The 18,066-nt window shown below is 64.6% G+C and carries 15 protein-coding genes; 13 read left to right on the top strand and 2 right to left on the bottom strand.

Going from position 1 to position 18,066, the window contains the following annotated elements; all coding sequences use genetic code 11:
* The 4 genes from HAP47_RS21940 to HAP47_RS21925 all read left to right on the top strand — a co-directional run bounded on the left by HAP47_RS21940 (position 1) and on the right by HAP47_RS21925 (position 5,125).
* Positions 1-1,578 carry a copper resistance CopC/CopD family protein gene (locus tag HAP47_RS21940; RefSeq protein ID WP_231168334.1) on the top strand — a complete coding sequence of 526 codons (1,578 nt, stop codon included), beginning with the start codon at positions 1-3 and terminating at the stop codon, positions 1,576-1,578.
* Between the two features lie 164 nt (positions 1,579-1,742).
* The gene (gene proS / locus HAP47_RS21935; RefSeq protein ID WP_173642801.1) at positions 1,743-3,062 is read left to right on the top strand and encodes a proline--tRNA ligase; all 1,320 of its coding nucleotides are present in this window, start codon (positions 1,743-1,745) and stop codon (positions 3,060-3,062) included.
* Positions 3,063-3,134: 72 nt separating this feature from the next.
* A complete protein-coding gene (locus HAP47_RS21930) occupies positions 3,135-4,415 on the top strand; it encodes a lipoprotein-releasing ABC transporter permease subunit (RefSeq protein WP_092114619.1) in 1,281 nt (426 codons plus the stop codon).
* An 11-nt stretch (positions 4,416-4,426) separates the two neighbouring features.
* Entirely contained in the window at positions 4,427-5,125 is a 699-nt protein-coding gene (locus tag HAP47_RS21925) for an ABC transporter ATP-binding protein (RefSeq protein ID WP_173642802.1), read from the top strand.
* A 107-nt stretch (positions 5,126-5,232) separates the two neighbouring features.
* Here the strand turns inward: HAP47_RS21925 and HAP47_RS21920 are convergent, their stop codons facing one another.
* Both HAP47_RS21920 and HAP47_RS21915 read right to left on the bottom strand, forming a co-directional pair.
* Positions 5,233-5,514: a DUF3551 domain-containing protein gene (locus HAP47_RS21920; RefSeq protein ID WP_173642803.1), complete on the bottom strand. Its 282-nt coding sequence runs from the start codon at positions 5,512-5,514 to the stop codon at positions 5,233-5,235.
* A gap of 115 nt (positions 5,515-5,629) precedes the next feature.
* Entirely contained in the window at positions 5,630-5,926 is a 297-nt protein-coding gene (locus HAP47_RS21915) for a DUF3551 domain-containing protein (RefSeq protein WP_231168333.1), read from the bottom strand.
* Between the two features lie 294 nt (positions 5,927-6,220).
* Between HAP47_RS21915 and HAP47_RS21910 the strand changes: the two genes are divergently transcribed.
* The 9 genes from HAP47_RS21910 to dxr all read left to right on the top strand — a co-directional run bounded on the left by HAP47_RS21910 (position 6,221) and on the right by dxr (position 18,041).
* On the top strand, positions 6,221-6,955 hold the full coding sequence (locus HAP47_RS21910) for an outer membrane protein (protein ID WP_173642805.1): 735 nt from the start codon (positions 6,221-6,223) through the stop codon (positions 6,953-6,955).
* An 871-nt stretch (positions 6,956-7,826) separates the two neighbouring features.
* Positions 7,827-11,351: a DNA polymerase III subunit alpha gene (gene dnaE, locus HAP47_RS21905; RefSeq protein WP_173642806.1), complete on the top strand. Its 3,525-nt coding sequence runs from the start codon at positions 7,827-7,829 to the stop codon at positions 11,349-11,351.
* A 387-nt stretch (positions 11,352-11,738) separates the two neighbouring features.
* Positions 11,739-12,731 (top strand): 30S ribosomal protein S2, encoded by a 993-nt coding sequence (locus tag HAP47_RS21900; protein WP_173642807.1) that lies wholly within the window; start codon positions 11,739-11,741, stop codon positions 12,729-12,731.
* Between the two features lie 127 nt (positions 12,732-12,858).
* Positions 12,859-13,782, top strand: coding sequence for a translation elongation factor Ts (tsf, locus tag HAP47_RS21895; RefSeq protein ID WP_173642808.1), 924 nt, complete (start codon positions 12,859-12,861; stop codon positions 13,780-13,782).
* A gap of 70 nt (positions 13,783-13,852) precedes the next feature.
* Complete coding sequence (gene pyrH / locus HAP47_RS21890; RefSeq protein WP_173642809.1) at positions 13,853-14,569, top strand: UMP kinase; 717 nt, start codon at positions 13,853-13,855, stop codon at positions 14,567-14,569.
* Positions 14,570-14,621: 52 nt separating this feature from the next.
* Positions 14,622-15,185 (top strand): ribosome recycling factor, encoded by a 564-nt coding sequence (frr, locus tag HAP47_RS21885; RefSeq protein WP_028334007.1) that lies wholly within the window; start codon positions 14,622-14,624, stop codon positions 15,183-15,185.
* Positions 15,186-15,206: 21 nt separating this feature from the next.
* Positions 15,207-15,965: an isoprenyl transferase gene (locus HAP47_RS21880; RefSeq protein WP_173642810.1), complete on the top strand. Its 759-nt coding sequence runs from the start codon at positions 15,207-15,209 to the stop codon at positions 15,963-15,965.
* Positions 15,962-16,810, top strand: coding sequence for a phosphatidate cytidylyltransferase (locus HAP47_RS21875; protein ID WP_173642811.1), 849 nt, complete (start codon positions 15,962-15,964; stop codon positions 16,808-16,810). The genes HAP47_RS21880 and HAP47_RS21875 overlap by 4 nt, the downstream gene beginning before the upstream one ends.
* A gap of 4 nt (positions 16,811-16,814) precedes the next feature.
* Positions 16,815-18,041 carry a 1-deoxy-D-xylulose-5-phosphate reductoisomerase gene (gene dxr / locus HAP47_RS21870; protein WP_173642812.1) on the top strand — a complete coding sequence of 409 codons (1,227 nt, stop codon included), beginning with the start codon at positions 16,815-16,817 and terminating at the stop codon, positions 18,039-18,041.
* Positions 18,042-18,066: the final 25 nt, after the last annotated feature.

The raw sequence follows: 18,066 nt of genomic DNA, 5'->3' as shown, positions 1-18,066 counted from the left end.
GTGCGGCTGGTCGCAGGTCATGTTGTAGCGAGCCTGGCTGCGCTGCTGTTGGTGCTGTGTCTTGCGACCTCGGCCCATGCACATGCCGTCCTGATCGCCGCTGAACCTGCGGATGGCAGCGTGGTGACGGAGGCGCCGAAAACGGTGGTGCTGCGCTTCAACGAAGCGGTGGCGCCGACCGCGGTCAGCCTGCTCGACGCTGCGGGCAGGCCGCGCGACGTCACGATCCGCGCCGTCGATCAATCGGTGATGGTGACGCTGCCGGCGGACTTGCCTCAGGGCACGCAGGTGGTCAGCTATCGCGTGGTGTCGCAGGACGGCCATCCGGTTGCGGGTTCGCTCTTGTTCTCGATCGGCGTCGTCACCGGCTCGGCGGCGCCGTCTGGCGACGGCGTGCTGCATGCGCTGATCTGGCTGGCGCGGCTCGGGCTCTATCTCGGGCTGTTTGCCGGCGTCGGCGGTGTGTTCTTTGCCGCCTGGATCGGGCAGGGACCGGCCGGCGAACGGCTGATCATGTGGTCGCTGGCGATCGGCCTCATCGGCGCGATCGCCTCGCTCGGCTTGCAGGGCGTCGACCTGCTGAACCTGCCGATCACGGGCGTCCTGACATGGGCAGCGTGGGCCAGCGCGGCCGGCACCAGCCTGTTTCCCGCGCTGTTGCTAGCCATTGTCTCGATGTTGATCGCGGCGATCGGCTGGCGCAGTCCGTCGTTCAGCGCGGCCTTGATCGGTACCGCGGTCGCAATGATCTGTGTCGGGCTGTCGCTTTCGGTCAGCGGCCATGCCGCCACCGCGTCTCCGCAATGGCTGACGCGGACCGCGCTGTTCATCCATGGCGTCGGCCTCGCCTTCTGGATAGGGGCGCTCGCGCCGCTGGCGGTGCTGGCCTGGCAGCGCAAGGGCTCGCTGCTGCGGGTGCTCGCGCGCTTTTCGACGCTTGCAGTGCCGGTCGTCGCGTTGATCGCCTTGTCCGGCCTGGCACTCGCTGTCGTTCAGCTCGAAAGCTTTGGCGCACTGATCGACACCGGATACGGCAATATCCTCCTCGCGAAACTTGCGCTGGTGTCGCTGTTGCTCACGCTCGCTGCGCTGAACCGGCTGGTGTTCACGCCGGCGATCGCGCGCGAATTTCACCGCACGCGGCCGCTGCAGCGCTCGATCGCGCTCGAATTCGTGCTCATGATCGCGATCCTCGGTCTCGTCGCGCTGTGGCGCTTCACGCCGCCGCCGCGCGTACTGGCAACGTCAGACGACGTTCCGCTCGCGGTCCACATCCACACCGATGCCGCGATGTTCCAGGTGCTGATCGCGCCGGGCAAGGTCGGCCAGAACGACTTTGTGCTGCAGCTGATGAACGGCGATGCGAGCCCGTTTGCGGCCAAGGAGGCGACACTGACGCTCAGCCTGCCGGATCGCGGCATCGAGCCGTTGGAACGCAGCGCCGTGGTGGGTCCCGACGGCTATTGGCACGTGAAGAAGGTGCCGTTGCCGGTCCCGGGCCGCTGGCACATGCAGATCGACGCCCTGGTGACAGATTTCAGGAAAGTGACGCTGGAAGACGATTTCGAGGTCAGGTAAACGCACGATCAGCGCGCCGGGTACGCCGGCGGGACGCAAATCGCCCAAATGGCGGAAAATAGCCTGATTTGAAGGGCTTTTGTCATTTGGCGGCCTTGTGTTTTCACAGCCGATCCGGTTTCACTGCTGCTCTTCCCACGCTTTCCTGATTCCCGAGTAACGCCATGCGATTGTCGCGGTTTTTCCTGCCCATCCTGAAAGAAAACCCGAAGGAGGCGGAGATCGTCTCGCATCGGCTGATGCTGCGCGCGGGCATGATGCGGCAGGAGGCGGCCGGCATCTATGCCTGGCTGCCGCTCGGCTTCCGGGTGCTGAAGAAGATCGAGCAGATCGTTCGCGAGGAACAGGACCGCGCCGGTGCGCTCGAGCTCTTGATGCCGACGCTGCAGCTTGCCGATCTCTGGCGTGAAAGCGGCCGCTACGACGCCTATGGCCCCGAGATGCTGCGCATCCTCGATCGTCACAAGCGCGAGCTTCTGTACGGGCCGACCAACGAGGAAATGATCACCGAGATCTTTCGCTCCTACGTCAAGTCCTACAAGAACCTGCCGCTCAACCTCTACCACATCCAGTGGAAGTTCCGCGACGAGCAGCGTCCGCGCTTCGGCGTGATGCGCGGCCGCGAATTCCTGATGAAGGATGCCTATTCGTTCGACCTCGACGAGGCCGGCGCGCGGCGCTCCTACAACAAGATGTTCGTGGCCTATTTGCGCACCTTTGCGCGGATGGGCCTGAAGGCGATCCCGATGCGGGCCGAGACCGGCCCGATCGGCGGCGACCTCAGCCACGAATTCATCGTGTTGGCGGAGACCGGCGAGTCCGGCGTCTACATCAACCGCGATGTGCTCGACCTGCCGGTGCCGGGCGAGGACGTTGATTATGACGGAGATCTCACGCCGATCATCAAGCAGTGGACCTCGGTCTATGCGGCGACCGAGGACGTCCACGAGGCTGCGCGCTTCGAGCAGGAAGTGCCTGAAGCAAAGCGGCTCAACACCCGCGGCATCGAGGTCGGCCAGATCTTCTATTTCGGCACCAAATATTCCGACACCATGAAGGCGATGGTGGCGGGTCCCGATGGCGTCGACGTGCCGATCCATGGCGGCTCCTACGGTGTCGGCGTGTCGCGTCTGGTCGGTGCGATCATCGAGGCCTGTCACGATGATGCCGGCATCAAGTGGCCCGAGGCGGTTGCGCCGTTCCGCGTCTCGATCCTCAACCTCAAGCAGGGCGATGCCGCGGTCGACGGTGCCTGCGAGCAGCTTTATCGCGAGCTCTCGGCGAAGGGCGTCGATGTGCTCTACGACGACACCGATCAGCGCGCCGGCGCCAAGTTCGCCGCGGCCGATCTGATCGGTATCCCCTGGCAGATTCTCGTTGGACCCAAGGGACTCGCGGAAGGCAAGGTCGAAGTGAAGCGCCGCAGCGACGGTTCACGCGAGAACATGAGCCCCGCGGACGTGGTCGCGAAGCTCGCGGGTTAAAGTTTATTCACGCCGTATCTATCGGCGGGGTAATCCGGCCACATTTGACCCGAATCATGGGATTATCGAGAGATGGATGAGACCATGAACGAGCCAGTCCGTACCCCGCCTTTTGCGCCATTCGAATGGCTGCTGTCCGGACGCTATCTGCGCGCGCGCCGCAAGGAAGGGTTCATCTCGGTCATCGCCGGCTTTTCGTTCCTCGGCATCATGCTCGGCGTTGCCACGCTGATCGTGGTGATGGCCGTCATGAACGGCTTCCGCAAGGAACTGCTCGACAAGATCCTCGGCCTCAACGGCCACCTTCTGGTGCAGCCACTGGAATCGCCGCTGACCGACTGGAAAGACGTCGCCGACCGCATCAGCCAGGTGCAGGGCATCCGTCTGGCCGCGCCCGTCGTGGACGGACAGGGGCTCGGCTCGTCGCCGTTCAACGCGGCCGGCGTCTTCATCCGCGGCATTCGCGCCGACGATCTCAACAACCTCACCTCGATCGCGAAGAACATCAAGCAGGGCACGCTCGAGGGCTTCGACGAGGGGCAGGGGGTTGCGATCGGCCGCCGGCTTGCCGATCAGCTCTCGCTGCATGCCGGTGACATGATCACGCTGGTTTCGCCGAAGGGGGCGGTGACGCCGATGGGCACCACGCCGCGCATCAAGCCCTATAAGATCACGGCAGTGTTCGAGATCGGCATGTCGGAATACGATTCGACATTCGTGTTCATGCCGCTGGCCGAGGCGCAGGCCTATTTCAACCGCAACAACGACGTGTCCTCGATCGAGGTGTTCACCACCAATCCGGACAAGATCGACACCTACCGCAAGCTGGTGACGGAGGCGGCAGGGCGGCCGGTGTTCCTGGTCGACTGGCGGCAGCGCAATTCGACGTTCTTCAACGCGCTGCAGGTCGAACGTAACGTGATGTTCCTGATCCTGACCATGATCGTACTGGTCGCGGCGCTCAACATCGTCTCCGGGCTGATCATGCTGGTGAAGGACAAGGGGCAGGACATTGCGATCCTGCGCACGATGGGCGCCTCGCAGGGATCGATCATGCGGATATTCCTGATCACGGGGGCCTCAATCGGTGTGGTCGGAACGCTGACCGGCTTTGCGGTCGGCATGCTGATCTGCCTGAACATCGAATCGATCAGGCAATTCCTGTCATGGCTCACCAACACCGAGCTGTTCTCGCCGGAACTGTATTTCCTCTCCAAGCTGCCCGCTGAGGTCGATTTCGGCGAGACGCTCGCCGTCGTGATCATGGCGCTGACGCTGTCCTTCCTGGCGACGCTCTACCCGTCGTGGCGCGCCGCGCGCCTCGATCCGGTCGAAGCGCTCCGGTACGAATAGGGAGCGCGCACATGGCAGAGGGGGCGGAAGACGTACCGGTCGTCTATCTTCATGATATCAAGCGGGAATACAGGCAGGGCGAAGCGACGCTGACGGTTCTGAACGGCGCCAAGCTGGCGCTGTGGCCCGGCCAATCGGTCGCGCTGGTGGCGCCGTCGGGATCCGGCAAGTCGACGCTGCTGCACATCGCGGGCCTGCTCGAGAGTCCCGATGAGGGCGAGGTCTACGTCGCGGGCACGCCGACCTCGCAGATGTCCGACGTCGACCGCACGCAGATTCGCCGCTCCGATATCGGCTTCGTCTATCAGTCGCACCGGCTGCTGCCGGAGTTCTCGGCGCTCGAGAACGTCATGCTGCCGCAAATGATTCGTGGCCTCAAGCGCTCCGAAACCGTGAAACGCGCGACCGAGATCCTGGCCTATCTCGGGCTTGGCGACCGCATCACTCATCGTCCGGCCGAGCTCTCGGGCGGCGAGCAGCAGCGCGTGGCGATCGCGCGCGCGGTTGCGAACGCACCGCGGGTGCTGTTTGCGGACGAGCCGACCGGCAATCTGGATCCCGGGACGGCCGACCACGTCTTCAACGCGCTGATGCAGCTCGTGAAGGCGACCCGGGTCGCGATGCTGATCGCAACCCACAACATGGATCTCGCCGCGCGGATGGATCGTCGGGTGTCGCTGTCGAACGGACAGGTCGTCGAGCTCGAATAGCGTTTCGCGCGAAGTGGGTCGCAGTGCGTGTGAAGAACGCACGCTAAGCATAAGAATCCAGGGCTTTTTCCGCTCTGCTTCAGTCGGAGTGGAAAGGGCTTGAGCGCTCAATAAGCGGCGCGAGGCCGTCTGCCAGACTGGCTCGGCCGACGATCAATCGGCGGTCCGGCATAATATGGATTGGTGATGCACATCGCGGCGAGGCCGGACGCCGACGCGCGGCACTGCTCCAGCGACGTGTAGCCGCAGTCGGTATCCTCGCCGCCCCATCGGTAGTTCGTCTTGCAGACCGGCGAGGTCGAATCGTATTTCTGGGCGTTGGCTGGCGTGCTTGCGATCGTACACAGCGCCAAGAGCGCCGGAAACAGTGCCAGAATCAGGTTTCGCATCAGAAGCTCCAATCGATCTGGCGCCGGCAACGCTCGCGCCGAACGTCCGTGCGAACAGTCTCCCGCGTGCGGGAGCGGTCAACTCACATTCCCGCGGTGGCGACGCGGGCAGGCGTCAGTGGAAGAACAGGTCGAAGAAATTGCCCTCACGGCGGTCCCGCGGGGCGACGTGCAGATAGGAGCGCGGGTCGTTGTCGCCGGCATAATAGGGGTTGGCGATGCAGTTCTGTCCGATGCCGGAGGCGGTGGCGAGGCACGCCTCATAGGACGGATAGGAGCAGTTGCTCAGGCCGGGATAGCGGTCGCCCTGGATGCAGAACGGGTAGCGCACGCCGACGGCATGCGAGGGCGCCGGACCAAGCGTGGCGAGCGCGACCACCGACGCCGCAGCAGCAAGAATCATCGTCCGCATGTGCATTCCTCATCGCTGCGAAGATTCGATCTCGGCGACGATCCAAATCGGACAAGCCGGTTCCGGTCAACACGATCTTGCGCGCAGCCGCGCAAGCAGTTTTGAATTGTGAAGATTGTGCGGCAGCTATGTGGCAAAAGTTCCAAGAAGTGCCTGTAACGCAGTATTAACTTCAAATTTGAGCGAAGTCGTTTGGGCCTGCCTGTTGCAGGGAAGTTACAGCAATTCCGACGGGGGCTGCTATGACGGTGTCTCGCGGCCTTGGGGGCCTGTAGAAAAAGTTGGAACGGGAAAATGAAAAAGATTTTGCTTGTCACCGCCAGCCTGCTCGCGCTCAGCGCGACCGCTGCCTCTGCGGCTGACCTCGCGGCTCGCCCTTACACGAAGGCTCCGCCGCCCATGGTTGCCGCTGTGTATGATTGGACTGGCTTCTACATCGGTATCAACGGTGGTTGGGGCCAGAGCCACGACAACCGTTCGGTCGACGGCATCGGCCAGGCTGGCAGCTTGGATGCCAACGGCGGCACCTTCGGTGGCCAGGTCGGCTACCGCTGGCAGGCCGGCGGCTGGGTGTTCGGTCTGGAAGCTCAAGGCAACTGGGCTGACTTCTCCGGCAGCACCGGCAACGTGCTGGTCCCGGGTGCCACCGTTCGCTCGAAGACCGATGCGTTCGGCCTGTTCACCGGTCAGATCGGCTACGCCTGGAACAACGTCCTGCTGTACGCCAAGGGCGGTGCTGCGGTCACCGATCGCAACTACGAGTTCCTGGCACCCGGCGGCGCGCTGGCGTCCTCGACCGGCTACGACACCCGTTGGAGCCCGACGGTCGGTGTTGGCCTCGAATTCGCCTTCTCGCAGGGCTGGTCGCTCGGCGTCGAATACAACCACATCTTCGAAGACACCCACGGTGCGACCTTCGTCACCCCGGCTGGTGTTGCGGTGGCTGGTTTCCACACCGGTGGCGACACCGACATGGTCCTCGGCCGTCTGAACTACAAGTTCGGTGGCCCGATGGTCGCGCGTTACTGATCGCTCGCTTGATCCAAGCGGCATCGAAAACCCCGGGCTTCGGCCCGGGGTTTTTTGTTGCCTTGGCGGATTGGCCATCGGCCATGAAGGCAGCGCGGGCTTTCCGGGCTAGCTTGGGTCGTGGGTCAGTTCAATTGTGGCAGTTGGCGGGGATGGAAAATAATCGGCTCTGGGCGCATATTTGCTCCCATGGGACAGTGGCTAAAAGCGGCCTTGATCATTTTCGGCGTGTGCGCCGGATGGGTGGTCGTCGGTTACTTGACCTCCGATGCAGATGACGATGATATCGTCCAAACCATCGTGGCGCATAAAAAATCGCACCAATGACCCCCCAAATGCCCCAGAGACCCCGATCAGTTCGCCGGGCGAATCATTGATATCGCGACGGGTGAAACGCCCGACCGTGCTTCTGCGCCAGAGGAAGAGGGGAGATAGCCGGCTGCAGTTGAGTGGGTCTCCCTTTCCTCGATTAACCAAGCCCTTTCTTTCAGGGTCAGTTTTCAAACTGACCCGCCGCCCTCGCTTGACTCCTAGAACAAAAACGGAACAATGTTCTGCATACGTTCCAGTTCGGGAGAGCGGCCATGTTGAAGATTTTCGTGCAGGAAGCTGCAGCGCTGGCATCGATCACGCTGTTCGTCGGGATGATCGCGGTTTGGGCCCAGCTGATCACCCAGTTCTGAAATGTGCCCGCGGACAGGGGCATAGGTTGCTTCTGGGGAAAAGCAGGACGACCTGCCGCCACGCCGCGTTCGGCGTGGACTTGGCAGGGCCGAGGCCCCACGATTGGAATGCGAGTCGGGTCTGATGCTTTCGAGTTCCGGCTTTGGCACTCGCGCCATCCCTGACTTCAAGAGACCCCCGAGCAGCCATGCCGAATGCCGGATTCGTTCATCTTCACGTCCATTCCGCCTATTCGCTGCTGAAAGGCTCGATCAAGATCGCCAAGCTCGGCGAACTTGCCAAGGCCGACCGTCAGCCGGCGCTGGCGCTCACCGACACCGACAACATGTTCGGGGCGCTGGAATTCTCCGACAAGATGGCCGGCTACGGCATCCAGCCGATCGTCGGCTGCGAGCTGGCGGTGGATTTCGGCGATGTCGACCCCAATACGCGGAGCATCCTGGCGACGACGGGGCCGACGCGAATCGTGCTGCTGGCGGCCCGCGAGCGCGGCTACCGCAGCCTGATGCGGCTGAACTCGCGGGCGTTCCTGGAGACACCGGTCAACCAGACCCCGCACATCAAGCTCGACTGGCTGACCGACGACGCCGAGGATCTGATCGCGCTGACCGGGGGGCCCGACGGGCCGATCGCGCTGGCGCTGCGTGCCGAGCAGGCCGCGCTGGCCGCGACCCGCTGCGAACGCCTGGCGAGCCTGTTCGGCGATCGTCTCTACATCGAACTGCAGCGCCACGGCATCGACAAGGAGCGCCGCACCGAGGGCGGCCTGATCGATCTCGCCTACAGCAAGGGCTTGCCGCTGGTTGCGACCAACGAGCCGTATTTCGCCAGCAGTGACGACTACGAATCGCATGATGCGCTGCTGTGCATCGCCGGCGGACACCTGATCGCCGAGACCAACCGCGAGCAACTGACCCCGGATCACCGCTTCAAGACCCGCGCGGAAATGGCGGTGCTGTTCGCCGATATTCCGGAGGCGCTGGCCTCGACGGTGGAGATCGCCGAGCGCTGCTCGTTCCGCCCGAAGACCCGAAAGCCGATCCTGCCGTTCTTCACGGTCGGCGGCTCCGCCAGTGCCGATGCGGCCGCCGACGAGGCTGCCGAGCTGAAGCGCCAGGCCGAGGAGGGGCTCGCCAACCGCCTGCGCGTGCACGGTCTCTCGCCGGGCATGACGGAGGAGGACTACGCCAAGCGGCTTGCCTTCGAGCTCGACGTCATCACCCGCATGAAATACGCGGGCTACTTCCTGATCGTCTCGGACTTCATCAAATGGGCGAAGGCGCAGGGGATTCCGGTCGGGCCGGGCCGCGGCTCCGGTGCGGGCTCACTGGTCGCCTGGGTGCTTACCATCACCGACCTCGATCCGATGCGCTTCGCGTTGCTGTTCGAGCGCTTCCTCAATCCCGAACGCGTCTCGATGCCGGACTTCGACATCGACTTCTGCCAGGACCGCCGCGGCGAGGTGATCCAGTATGTGCAGGAGCGCTACGGCCGCGACCAGGTGGCGCAGATCATCACCTTCGGTACGCTGCAGGCGCGCGGCGTGCTGCGCGACGTCGGGCGCGTGTTGCAGATGCCGTACGGGCAGGTCGACAAGCTGACCAAGCTGGTGCCGCAGAACCCCGCGGCGCCCGTGACGCTGGCGCAGGCGATCGAAGGCGAGCCCAAGCTGCAGGCGTTCCGCGACGAGGATCCTGTGGTGGCGCGTGCGTTCGACATCGCGCAGCGCCTCGAGGGCCTGACCCGCCACGCTTCGACCCACGCCGCAGGTATCGTGATCGGCGACCGGCCGCTGAGCGAGCTGGTGCCGATGTACCGCGATCCGAAATCGGACATGCCGGTCACCCAGTTCAACATGAAATGGGTCGAGCCGGCCGGCCTCGTGAAGTTCGACTTCCTCGGCCTCAAGACGCTGACGGTGCTCGATGTCGCGGTCAAGCTGCTCAAGCAGCGCGACGTTCATGTCGACCTCGCGACGCTGCCGATCGACGACGCGCCGAGTTACCAGATGCTGGCCCGGGGCGATGTCGTCGGCGTGTTCCAGGTGGAAAGCCAGGGCATGCGGCGCGCGCTGATCGACATGCGGCCGGACCGCTTCGAGGACATCATCGCGCTGGTGGCGCTGTATCGCCCGGGCCCGATGGCGAACATCCCGACCTATTGCGCGCGCAAGCATGGCGATGAGGAGTCGGAATATCTGCATCCGATCCTGGAGCCGATCCTGAAGGAGACCTTCGGCGTCATCATCTATCAGGAACAGGTGATGCAGATCGCGCAGCAGATGGCGGGCTATTCGCTCGGCCAGGCCGACCTGCTGCGGCGCGCGATGGGCAAGAAGATCCGCGCCGAGATGGACAAGCAGCGCGACATCTTCGTCGCCGGCGCGATGAAGAACGGCGTGGCGAAGGGACAGGCGGAGACGATCTTCGAGCTGCTCGCCAAATTCGCCGACTACGGCTTCAACAAGAGCCACGCGGCGGCCTATGCGCTGGTGTCGTACCACACCGCCTATATGAAGGCGCATTACCCGGTCGAGTTCCTGGCGGCGTCGATGACGCTCGAACTCAACAACACCGACAAGCTTTCCGAATTCCGCTCCGAGGCGCAGCGGCTCGGCATCAAGGTCGAGGCGCCCAACATCAATCGCTCCGGCCCGACCTTCGAGGTCAGCGGCAACACGATCTACTACGCGCTCGCCGCGCTGAAGGGCGTCGGCATCCAGGCCGTGGAGCAGATCATCGAGGAGCGCAACAAGAAGGGCGCCTTCACCTCGCTCGCCGATTTCGCAGCAAGGGTGAGCCCGCGCGCCGTCAACAAGCGGATCATCGAAAGCCTTGCGGCGGCCGGCGCGTTCGACACACTGGACCCGAACAGGGCCCGCGTTTTCGCCGGCGCCGATGCGATCCTCGCGGCGTGTCAGCGCAGCCACGAAGCGGCAACCTCGGGCCAGAACGACATGTTCGGCAGCGCGCCGGATGCGCCCAGCATCATGCTGCCGCAGGTCGAGCCATGGCTGCCCGCGGACCGGCTGCGGCGCGAATATGATGCGATCGGCTTCTTCCTGTCGGGTCATCCGCTCGACGACTACGCGACCGCGCTGAAGCGGCTGCGCGTGCAATCCTGGGCGGAATTCTCCCGTGCGGTGAAGACCGGCGCGACAGCGGGCAAAGTCGCGGCAACCGTGGTGTCGCGCATGGAGCGGCGTACCAAGACCGGCAACAAGATGGGCATCATGGGCCTGTCGGATCCGACCGGCCATTTCGAGGCGGTGTTGTTCTCCGAGGGCCTCGCGCAATACCGCGATGTGCTGGAGCCCGGGGCGGCCGTGCTGCTGCAGCTCGGCGCCGAGCTGCAAGGCGAGGACGTGCGGGCGAGGGTGCTGCACGCCGAGCCGCTGGATCACGCCGCGGCCAAGACGCAAAAGGGCCTGCGGATCTTCGTGCGCGACACCAAGCCGCTGGATTCGATCGCCCGCCGGCTCAACATGCCGGACGCCGCGGCCGCCCCGGGCGCTTCCGCAAAGGCACCGACGGTGAAGCCGGCCGCCGCGCCGCCACCCGCGGCTGGCGCCGACGGCGACGTCTCGCTGGTGATGATGCTGGACCTCGAAACCGAGGTCGAGATGAAGCTGCCCGGCCGCTACAAGGTCTCGCCGCAGATCGCCGGCGCGATCAAGGCGGTCGCGGGCGTGGTCGACGTGCAGACGCTGTAGGGGCAGGGCGATCGCACAAGGCCTTGGCCGCGAGGCGCGCTTGCACGATTTCGGAATATTGGAAATGTGGCCGTGATTTGCCCGACGGGTCAAGCGGCTTGTCCAGCGCCGGTCGCCGCCAGCTCCTTTGCATGGGGTTGTTTTCGATATTTTGGCCGCGCCCGCCTGCGATAGTCCTGGGGCCGCCAAACAGGGCCGTTTCGGCACGATTTGGGCCTGTCCGGCCGGTGGAACCGGCCGTATTTCCTTGCTTCTGGCGCAAATCGCGCTATATACCGCGCCATCTCACACGGAAACATGGCTCTCAAAGGCCGTCCGGTGGCAACCGGGCCATTTAGGCTCGTTTGCTCACACGTTTCCGGAGGAACCAACCGGAGAATTAGATCTATGTCGCTGCCCGAATTCAACATGCGTCAGCTCTTGGAAGCTGGCGTTCACTTTGGCCACCAGTCCCACCGCTGGAACCCGAAGATGCAGGATTACATCTTCGGCGCCCGCAACAACATCCACATCATCGACCTCGCGCAGACCGTGCCGATGCTGCACCGTGCCCTGCAGGCGGTCAGCGATACCGTCGCCAAGGGCGGCCGCATCCTGTTCGTCGGCACCAAGCGCTCGGCCCAGGACGGCGTTGCCGATGCGGCCAAGCGTTCGGCCCAGTATTTCGTCAACTCGCGCTGGCTCGGCGGCACGCTGACCAACTGGAAGACGATCTCGGCCTCGATCAAGCGCCTGCGCCATCTCGACGACGTGCTCGCGTCGGGCGAAGCCAGCTCCTACACCAAGAAGGAGCGGCTGACGCTGCAGCGCGAGCGCGACAAGCTCGACCGTTCGCTCGGCGGCATCAAGGACATGGGTGGTCTTCCCGACATGATCTTCGTGATCGACACCAACAAGGAAGACATCGCGATCCAGGAAGCCCAGCGGCTCAACATCCCGGTCGCCGCGATCGTCGACACCAATTCGGACCCCAAGGGCATCACCTATGTGGTGCCGGGCAATGACGACGCCGGCCGCGCGATCTCGCTGTATTGCGACCTCGTGGCGCGCGCCGCCATCGACGGCATCTCGCGCGCGCAGGGCGACTCCGGAATCGATATCGGCGCGTCGGCTGCGCCCGTGCAGGAAGAGCTCCCGGCGGCTGCGCCGTCCGGCTTCCAGGGCCTCGCTGGTCCGCGCGGGACCGCCGACAACCTCAAGAAGCTCACCGGCGTGTCCGGTACGATCGAGAAGAAGCTCAACGACCTCGGCATCTTCCACTACTGGCAGCTCGCCGAGCTCGACCATGACACCGCGCACAAGATCGGCGAAGAAGTCGGTCTGCCGAGCCGTGCCGACGCCTGGGTTGCCCAGGCCAAGACGCTCGCCGAAGCGGAATAAAAGTTACGCGGCGTGGCCGGGTCTCGCCCGGCCGCCGCTTCTATTCCACGAACAACGATTTCCCTGTCGCTGACCGCGGCGCCATCGGGCGCCGCGGTTTCTGTACAGGCAAGAAGGACATTGAACGATGGCAACGATCACAGCAGCGATGGTCAAGGATCTCCGCGAATCGACCGGCGCGGGCATGATGGATTGCAAGGCGGCGCTGACCGAGAACAACGGCGACATGCAGGCTGCGCAGGATTGGCTGCGCAAGAAGGGTCTGTCCAAGGCCGCCAAGAAGGCTGGCCGCGTGGCGGCCGAGGGCCTGATCGGCGCGCTGACCTCCGGCACCAAGGGCGTGCTGGTCGAGGTCAATTCCGAGACCGATTTCGTCGCGCGCAACGAGCAGTTCCAGGGCCTGGTCAAGATGATCGCCCAGGTCGCGCTGCACAACGGTGCCGATGTCGAGACGATCAAGGCGGCCAAGGTCGGCGACGTCACCGTCGAGACCGCGATCTCCGACGCCATCGCGACCATCGGCGAGAACATGACGCTGCGCCGCGCCGCTTCGCTCGAGGTGAGCAAGGGCGTGGTGTCGAGCTACGTCCACAACGCCGTCGTCGAAGGCGCCGGCAAGATCGGCGTGATCGTGGCGCTGGAATCCACCGGCAAGACCGACGAACTCGCAGTGCTCGGCCGCCAACTCGCCATGCACGTCGCGGCGGCGAAGCCGCTGGCGCTCGATCCGGCCGGGCTCGATCCGGAGACCGTCAAGCGCGAGAAGGACGTGCTGGCCGACAAGTACCGCCAGCAGGGCAAGCCGGAGAACGTCATCGAGAAGATCGTCGATTCCGGCCTGAAGACCTACTACAAGGAAGTCTGCCTGCTCGATCAGGCCTTTATCCACGACAGCGGCAAGTCCGTTGCCCAGGCGCTGAAGGAAGCTGAGGGTAAGGTCGGCGGGCCGATCAAAATCGCTGGCTTTGTGAACTATGCTCTCGGTGAGGGAATCGAGAAGCAGGAAAGCGACTTCGCCGCCGAAGTCGCGGCCGCCAGCGGCAAGAAGTAACCGCTGACACCAGGGCGTCCGGCGTCCGCGCCGGAGGCCTGCCTGCGCGGGATAAGAAAGCGATCGCATCATGGCTGAGCCGATCTATCGTCGCGTGGTGATCAAGCTGTCCGGCGAATATCTGGCCGGCTCCCACGGGTTCGGTATCGATCAACCGACGGTCGACCGCGTCGCCGACGACCTGATCGCGGCGCGCAAGCTCGGCATCGAGGTCGCGGTCGTGATCGGTGGCGGCAACATCGTCCGTGGCGTCGAGGTGTCCTCACGCGGCGTGTCCCGGCCGACCGGCGACACCATGGGCATGCTTGCCACCATGATGAACTGCCTTGCGCTCGAGGCGGCGATCGAGCGCAAGGGGACACCGGCGCGGACCTTGTCGGCATTCGTGATGCCGGAGATTTCCGAGCTGTTCACCCGTAGTGCGACGCACAAATATCTCGCCGAGGGACGCATCGTCCTGCTCGGCGGCGGAACCGGCAACCCGTTCTTCACCACCGATACCACCGCCGTGCTGCGCGCGGCCGAGATCGGTGCAGAGGCGGTGCTGAAAGCCACCAGTGTCGACGGCGTCTACAGCGCCGATCCGAAGAAGGACCCCAAAGCGAAGCGCTTCGACCGCCTGACCCATTCGCAGGCGATCGAGGGCGGCTACAAGGTCATGGACGCGACTGCTTTCGCACTTGCCCGCGAGACGTCGCTGCCTATCATCGTGTTCTCGATCGCGGAGCCCGGTTCGATCGGTGCGATTCTGCGCGGTACTGGACACGGCACGGTCGTCGCCGGCTGATTGCCGCGCCTCCGGGCGTCGACAGCCGGTTTCTAGTAAAGGGAGAAGCGTCATGGCCGCAGCTGGTTTTGACATCAACGACGTGAAGCGCCGCATGCAGGGCGCCACACAATCGCTCAAGCACGAGCTCGGCGGTCTGCGTACCGGCCGCGCCGCAGCCTCCATGCTGGAGCCGGTCCAGGTCGAGGCTTATGGCTCGCATATGCCGCTCAACCAGGTTGCGACCATCAGCGTGCCCGAGCCGCGCCTGCTCTCGGTGCAGGTCTGGGACAAGACGATGGTGAAGGCCGTGGAGAAGGCGATCGTCGACTCCAACCTCGGCCTTTCGCCGGCAACCGAAGGCCAGGTGCTGCGCTTGCGGATTCCCGAACTCAACGAGGAGCGCCGCAAGGAGCTGGTCAAGGTCGCGCACAAATACGCGGAAGCGGCCAAGGTCGCGGTACGCCACGTGCGCCGCGACGGCCTCGACGTGATCAAGAAGCTCGAGAAGAATCACGAGATCTCCGAGGACGATCAGGAGCGCCTGTCGAACGAAGTGCAGAAGGCGACCGACGGCGTGATCGCCGAGGTCGATCAGCTGCTTGCCGCCAAGGAAAAGGAAATCCTGACGGTCTGAAGGCGCCACGGGAAAGAGTCGATGTCGAACGCCGCCGCCCCAGCAACCGAGGGACCGGATCGCTCCGGCAGTCCGTTGCATGTGGCGATCATCATGGACGGCAACGGGCGCTGGGCCGCTTCGCGTGGCCTGCCGCGCGTCGAGGGCCATCGCCGCGGCGTCGAGGCACTGCGTCGTGTGGTGCGTGCGGCCCATGAACTCGGCATCGTCTATCTCACGATCTTTTCGTTCAGTTCGGAAAACTGGTCGCGGCCCGCCAGCGAGATCGGCGATCTGTTCGGCCTGCTGCGCCGCTTCATTCGCAACGATCTCGCGACGCTGCATCGTGACGGCGTGCGGGTGCGCGTGATCGGCGAGCGCGCCGGGCTCGATCCCGACATCTGCGCGCTGCTCAACGAGGCCGAGGAGCTGACGCAGAATAACGTCAAGCTCAACCTTGTGGTCGCCTTCAATTACGGCTCGCGGGCGGAGATCGCTGCCGCCGCGCGGCGCCTTGCGCGCGAGGTCGCCGAAGGCAAGCGCGACGCCAATTCCATCGATGCCGATACGCTCGGCCAATATCTCGATGCGCCCGACATTCCGGACCCGGATCTGATTATCCGCACCAGCGGCGAACAGCGCCTGTCGAACTTCCTGATGTGGCAGGCCGCCTATAGCGAGCTCGTGTTCGTGCCGATTCACTGGCCGGATTTCGACAAGGCGGCGCTCGAAGGCGCGATTGCGGAATACGGCAAGCGTGAGCGCCGGTTCGGCGGCCTCGCCGCGAAAACCGGCTCGTGAGCGAGGGCGAAGCCGCACCGGCGGCAGCAAGCGAGCAGGGGTCGCGCAACTTCGCGATGCGCGTGGTTGCGGCGCTGGTGCTGGCGCCGGTTGCGATCGCGCTGGCCTATCTGGGTGGCATCGCCTGGTCGCTGCTGGTGACGCTGGTTGCGGTCGGATTGTTCGCGGAATGGCTCATGGTCACCGGGCTCGGACGCGAGCTCCGCGTCATGGTGCCCGGTGTTGTCGCGCTGCTGCTCACCGGACTTTGCCTGATCGGCGGCCGCATCGATGCGGCGCTGGCGGTCCTCGCCGCCGGTGCGGTTGTCGTGGCGCTGACATCGGGCGTGCGGCGCAACTGGGCCATCGCGGGATTGCTCTATGCCGCGTCCGCCGAGATCGCATCGGTGCTGCTGCGTCTCGATACGGCGAAGGGCTTTGCCGCGCTGATGTTCGTGTTGCTGATCGTGTGGGTCACGGATATCGGCGGTTATTTCGCGGGCCGCAGCATCGGTGGGCCGAAGCTTTGGGTGCGGGTCAGCCCGAAGAAGACATGGGCTGGCGCGGCCGGTGGTTTCGTCGCGAGCCTGTTGGTTGCGGCCTGCTTTGCCGCCTTCGAGATCGGCACGACCGGGTCGCTGCTGATGCTCGGAGCCCTGTTGTCGGTGGTCTCGCAACTTGGCGATCTCTTCGAATCCGCTGTGAAGCGGCGGTTCGGGGTGAAGGATTCGAGCCACATCATTCCCGGCCATGGCGGCCTTTTGGATCGCCTGGACGGATTTGTCGCGGCCGTCATTGTGGCGGCGATTTTCGGCTTTCTCCGTGGTGGCGCCGATGGCGTCGGACGCGGTCTTATGGTTTGGTGACGAGATGAGCGCAGTTCCGTTGCGTAACAACAAGGGCGCGGCGGCATCCGCAGCGCGGTCCGTGACCGTCCTCGGTGCCACCGGCTCGATCGGCGACAGCACGATGGATCTGCTGCGTGGCGCGCGCGACCGTTACCGGGTCGAGGCGCTGACCGCGAACAGCAATGTCGAGGGACTGGCCAAGCTCGCCAAGGAGTTTGGCGCGCGATTCGTCGCCATCGCCGATCCGGCGCGGCTTTCCGAATTGAAGGACGCGCTGGCTGGAACCCGGATCGAATGCGGGGCCGGGGAGAGCGCCATCATCGAGGCGGCGGCGCGGCCGGCGGATTGGGTGATGGCCGCGGTCAGCGGCGCTGCCGGATTGAAGCCGGCACTTGCCGCGGTCGATCGCGGCGCAACCGTCGCGCTCGCCAACAAGGAGTGCCTGGTCTGCGCCGGCGACATCTTCATGGAGCGGGCCAAGCAGGCCGGCGCCTGCATCCTGCCGGCGGACTCCGAGCACAATGCGCTGTTCCAGGCGCTGGCGTCCGGTAATCGCGAGGAACTCACGCGGGTGATCATTACCGCGTCCGGCGGGCCGTTCCGCACCTGGGCTCCTGCCGACATCGAACAGGCGACGCTGGAACAGGCCCTGAAGCATCCCAACTGGAGCATGGGGCAGAAGATCACGATCGATTCCGCCTCGATGATGAACAAGGGCCTCGAGGTGATCGAGGCGTCCTACCTGTTCGCCCTGGCGCCCGACGAGATCGACGTGCTGGTGCACCCGCAATCGATCATCCACGGCATGGTCGAGTTCTCCGATCGCTCCGTGATGGCCCAGCTCGGCACGCCCGACATGCGGATCCCGATCGCGCATTGCCTCGGCTGGCCGGACCGGATCGCAGGCCCATCCGCCAAGCTCGATCTCGCCAAGATCGGACAGCTCACCTTCGAGGCGCCGGACTTCCAGCGTTTTCCGGGGCTGCGGCTCGCTTACGAGGCGCTGCGGCTCGGCAATGGCGCGACAACGGTCTACAACGCGTCGAACGAGATCGCGGTCGCGGCGTTTATTGCTGGCAAGATCAAGTTCGGTGCGATCGCCCGGCTGGTCGAGGCCACGATGAACGATTGGATCAGGTCGGGGAATCAGCCACCGCTGAACTCGGCAGATGATGCGATTTCCGTTGACCATATCGCGCGAAATAAAGCTGCCGCCCTATTGCCTCAAATTGCCTTAAAGGCAACCTAGAGGGTTAGGGACGGAGCCTGTGGCT

This window comes from Bradyrhizobium sp. 41S5, from assembly GCF_011516665.3.
Lineage (GTDB): Bacteria > Pseudomonadota > Alphaproteobacteria > Rhizobiales > Xanthobacteraceae > Bradyrhizobium > Bradyrhizobium quebecense.
Note: the sequence above shows the minus strand (reverse complement) of the source record. Positions and strands in the feature narration are given on the sequence as shown.

Bases quoted from the DNA above. Each gene is read 5' to 3' on its own strand.
- proS (WP_173642801.1), top strand. From the start codon at position 1,743: ATGCGATTGTCGCGGTTTTTCCTGCCCATCCTGAAAGAAAACCCGAAG.
- HAP47_RS21930 (WP_092114619.1), top strand. From the start codon at position 3,135: ATGGATGAGACCATGAACGAGCCAGTCCGTACCCCGCCTTTTGCGCCA.
- HAP47_RS21925 (WP_173642802.1), top strand. From the start codon at position 4,427: ATGGCAGAGGGGGCGGAAGACGTACCGGTCGTCTATCTTCATGATATC.
- HAP47_RS21920 (WP_173642803.1), bottom strand. From the start codon at position 5,514: ATGCGAAACCTGATTCTGGCACTGTTTCCGGCGCTCTTGGCGCTGTGT.
- HAP47_RS21915 (WP_231168333.1), bottom strand. From the start codon at position 5,926: ATGCGGACGATGATTCTTGCTGCTGCGGCGTCGGTGGTCGCGCTCGCC.
- HAP47_RS21910 (WP_173642805.1), top strand. From the start codon at position 6,221: ATGAAAAAGATTTTGCTTGTCACCGCCAGCCTGCTCGCGCTCAGCGCG.
- dnaE (WP_173642806.1), top strand. From the start codon at position 7,827: ATGCCGAATGCCGGATTCGTTCATCTTCACGTCCATTCCGCCTATTCG.
- HAP47_RS21900 (WP_173642807.1), top strand. From the start codon at position 11,739: ATGTCGCTGCCCGAATTCAACATGCGTCAGCTCTTGGAAGCTGGCGTT.
- tsf (WP_173642808.1), top strand. From the start codon at position 12,859: ATGGCAACGATCACAGCAGCGATGGTCAAGGATCTCCGCGAATCGACC.
- pyrH (WP_173642809.1), top strand. From the start codon at position 13,853: ATGGCTGAGCCGATCTATCGTCGCGTGGTGATCAAGCTGTCCGGCGAA.
- frr (WP_028334007.1), top strand. From the start codon at position 14,622: ATGGCCGCAGCTGGTTTTGACATCAACGACGTGAAGCGCCGCATGCAG.
- HAP47_RS21880 (WP_173642810.1), top strand. From the start codon at position 15,207: ATGTCGAACGCCGCCGCCCCAGCAACCGAGGGACCGGATCGCTCCGGC.
- dxr (WP_173642812.1), top strand. From the start codon at position 16,815: ATGAGCGCAGTTCCGTTGCGTAACAACAAGGGCGCGGCGGCATCCGCA.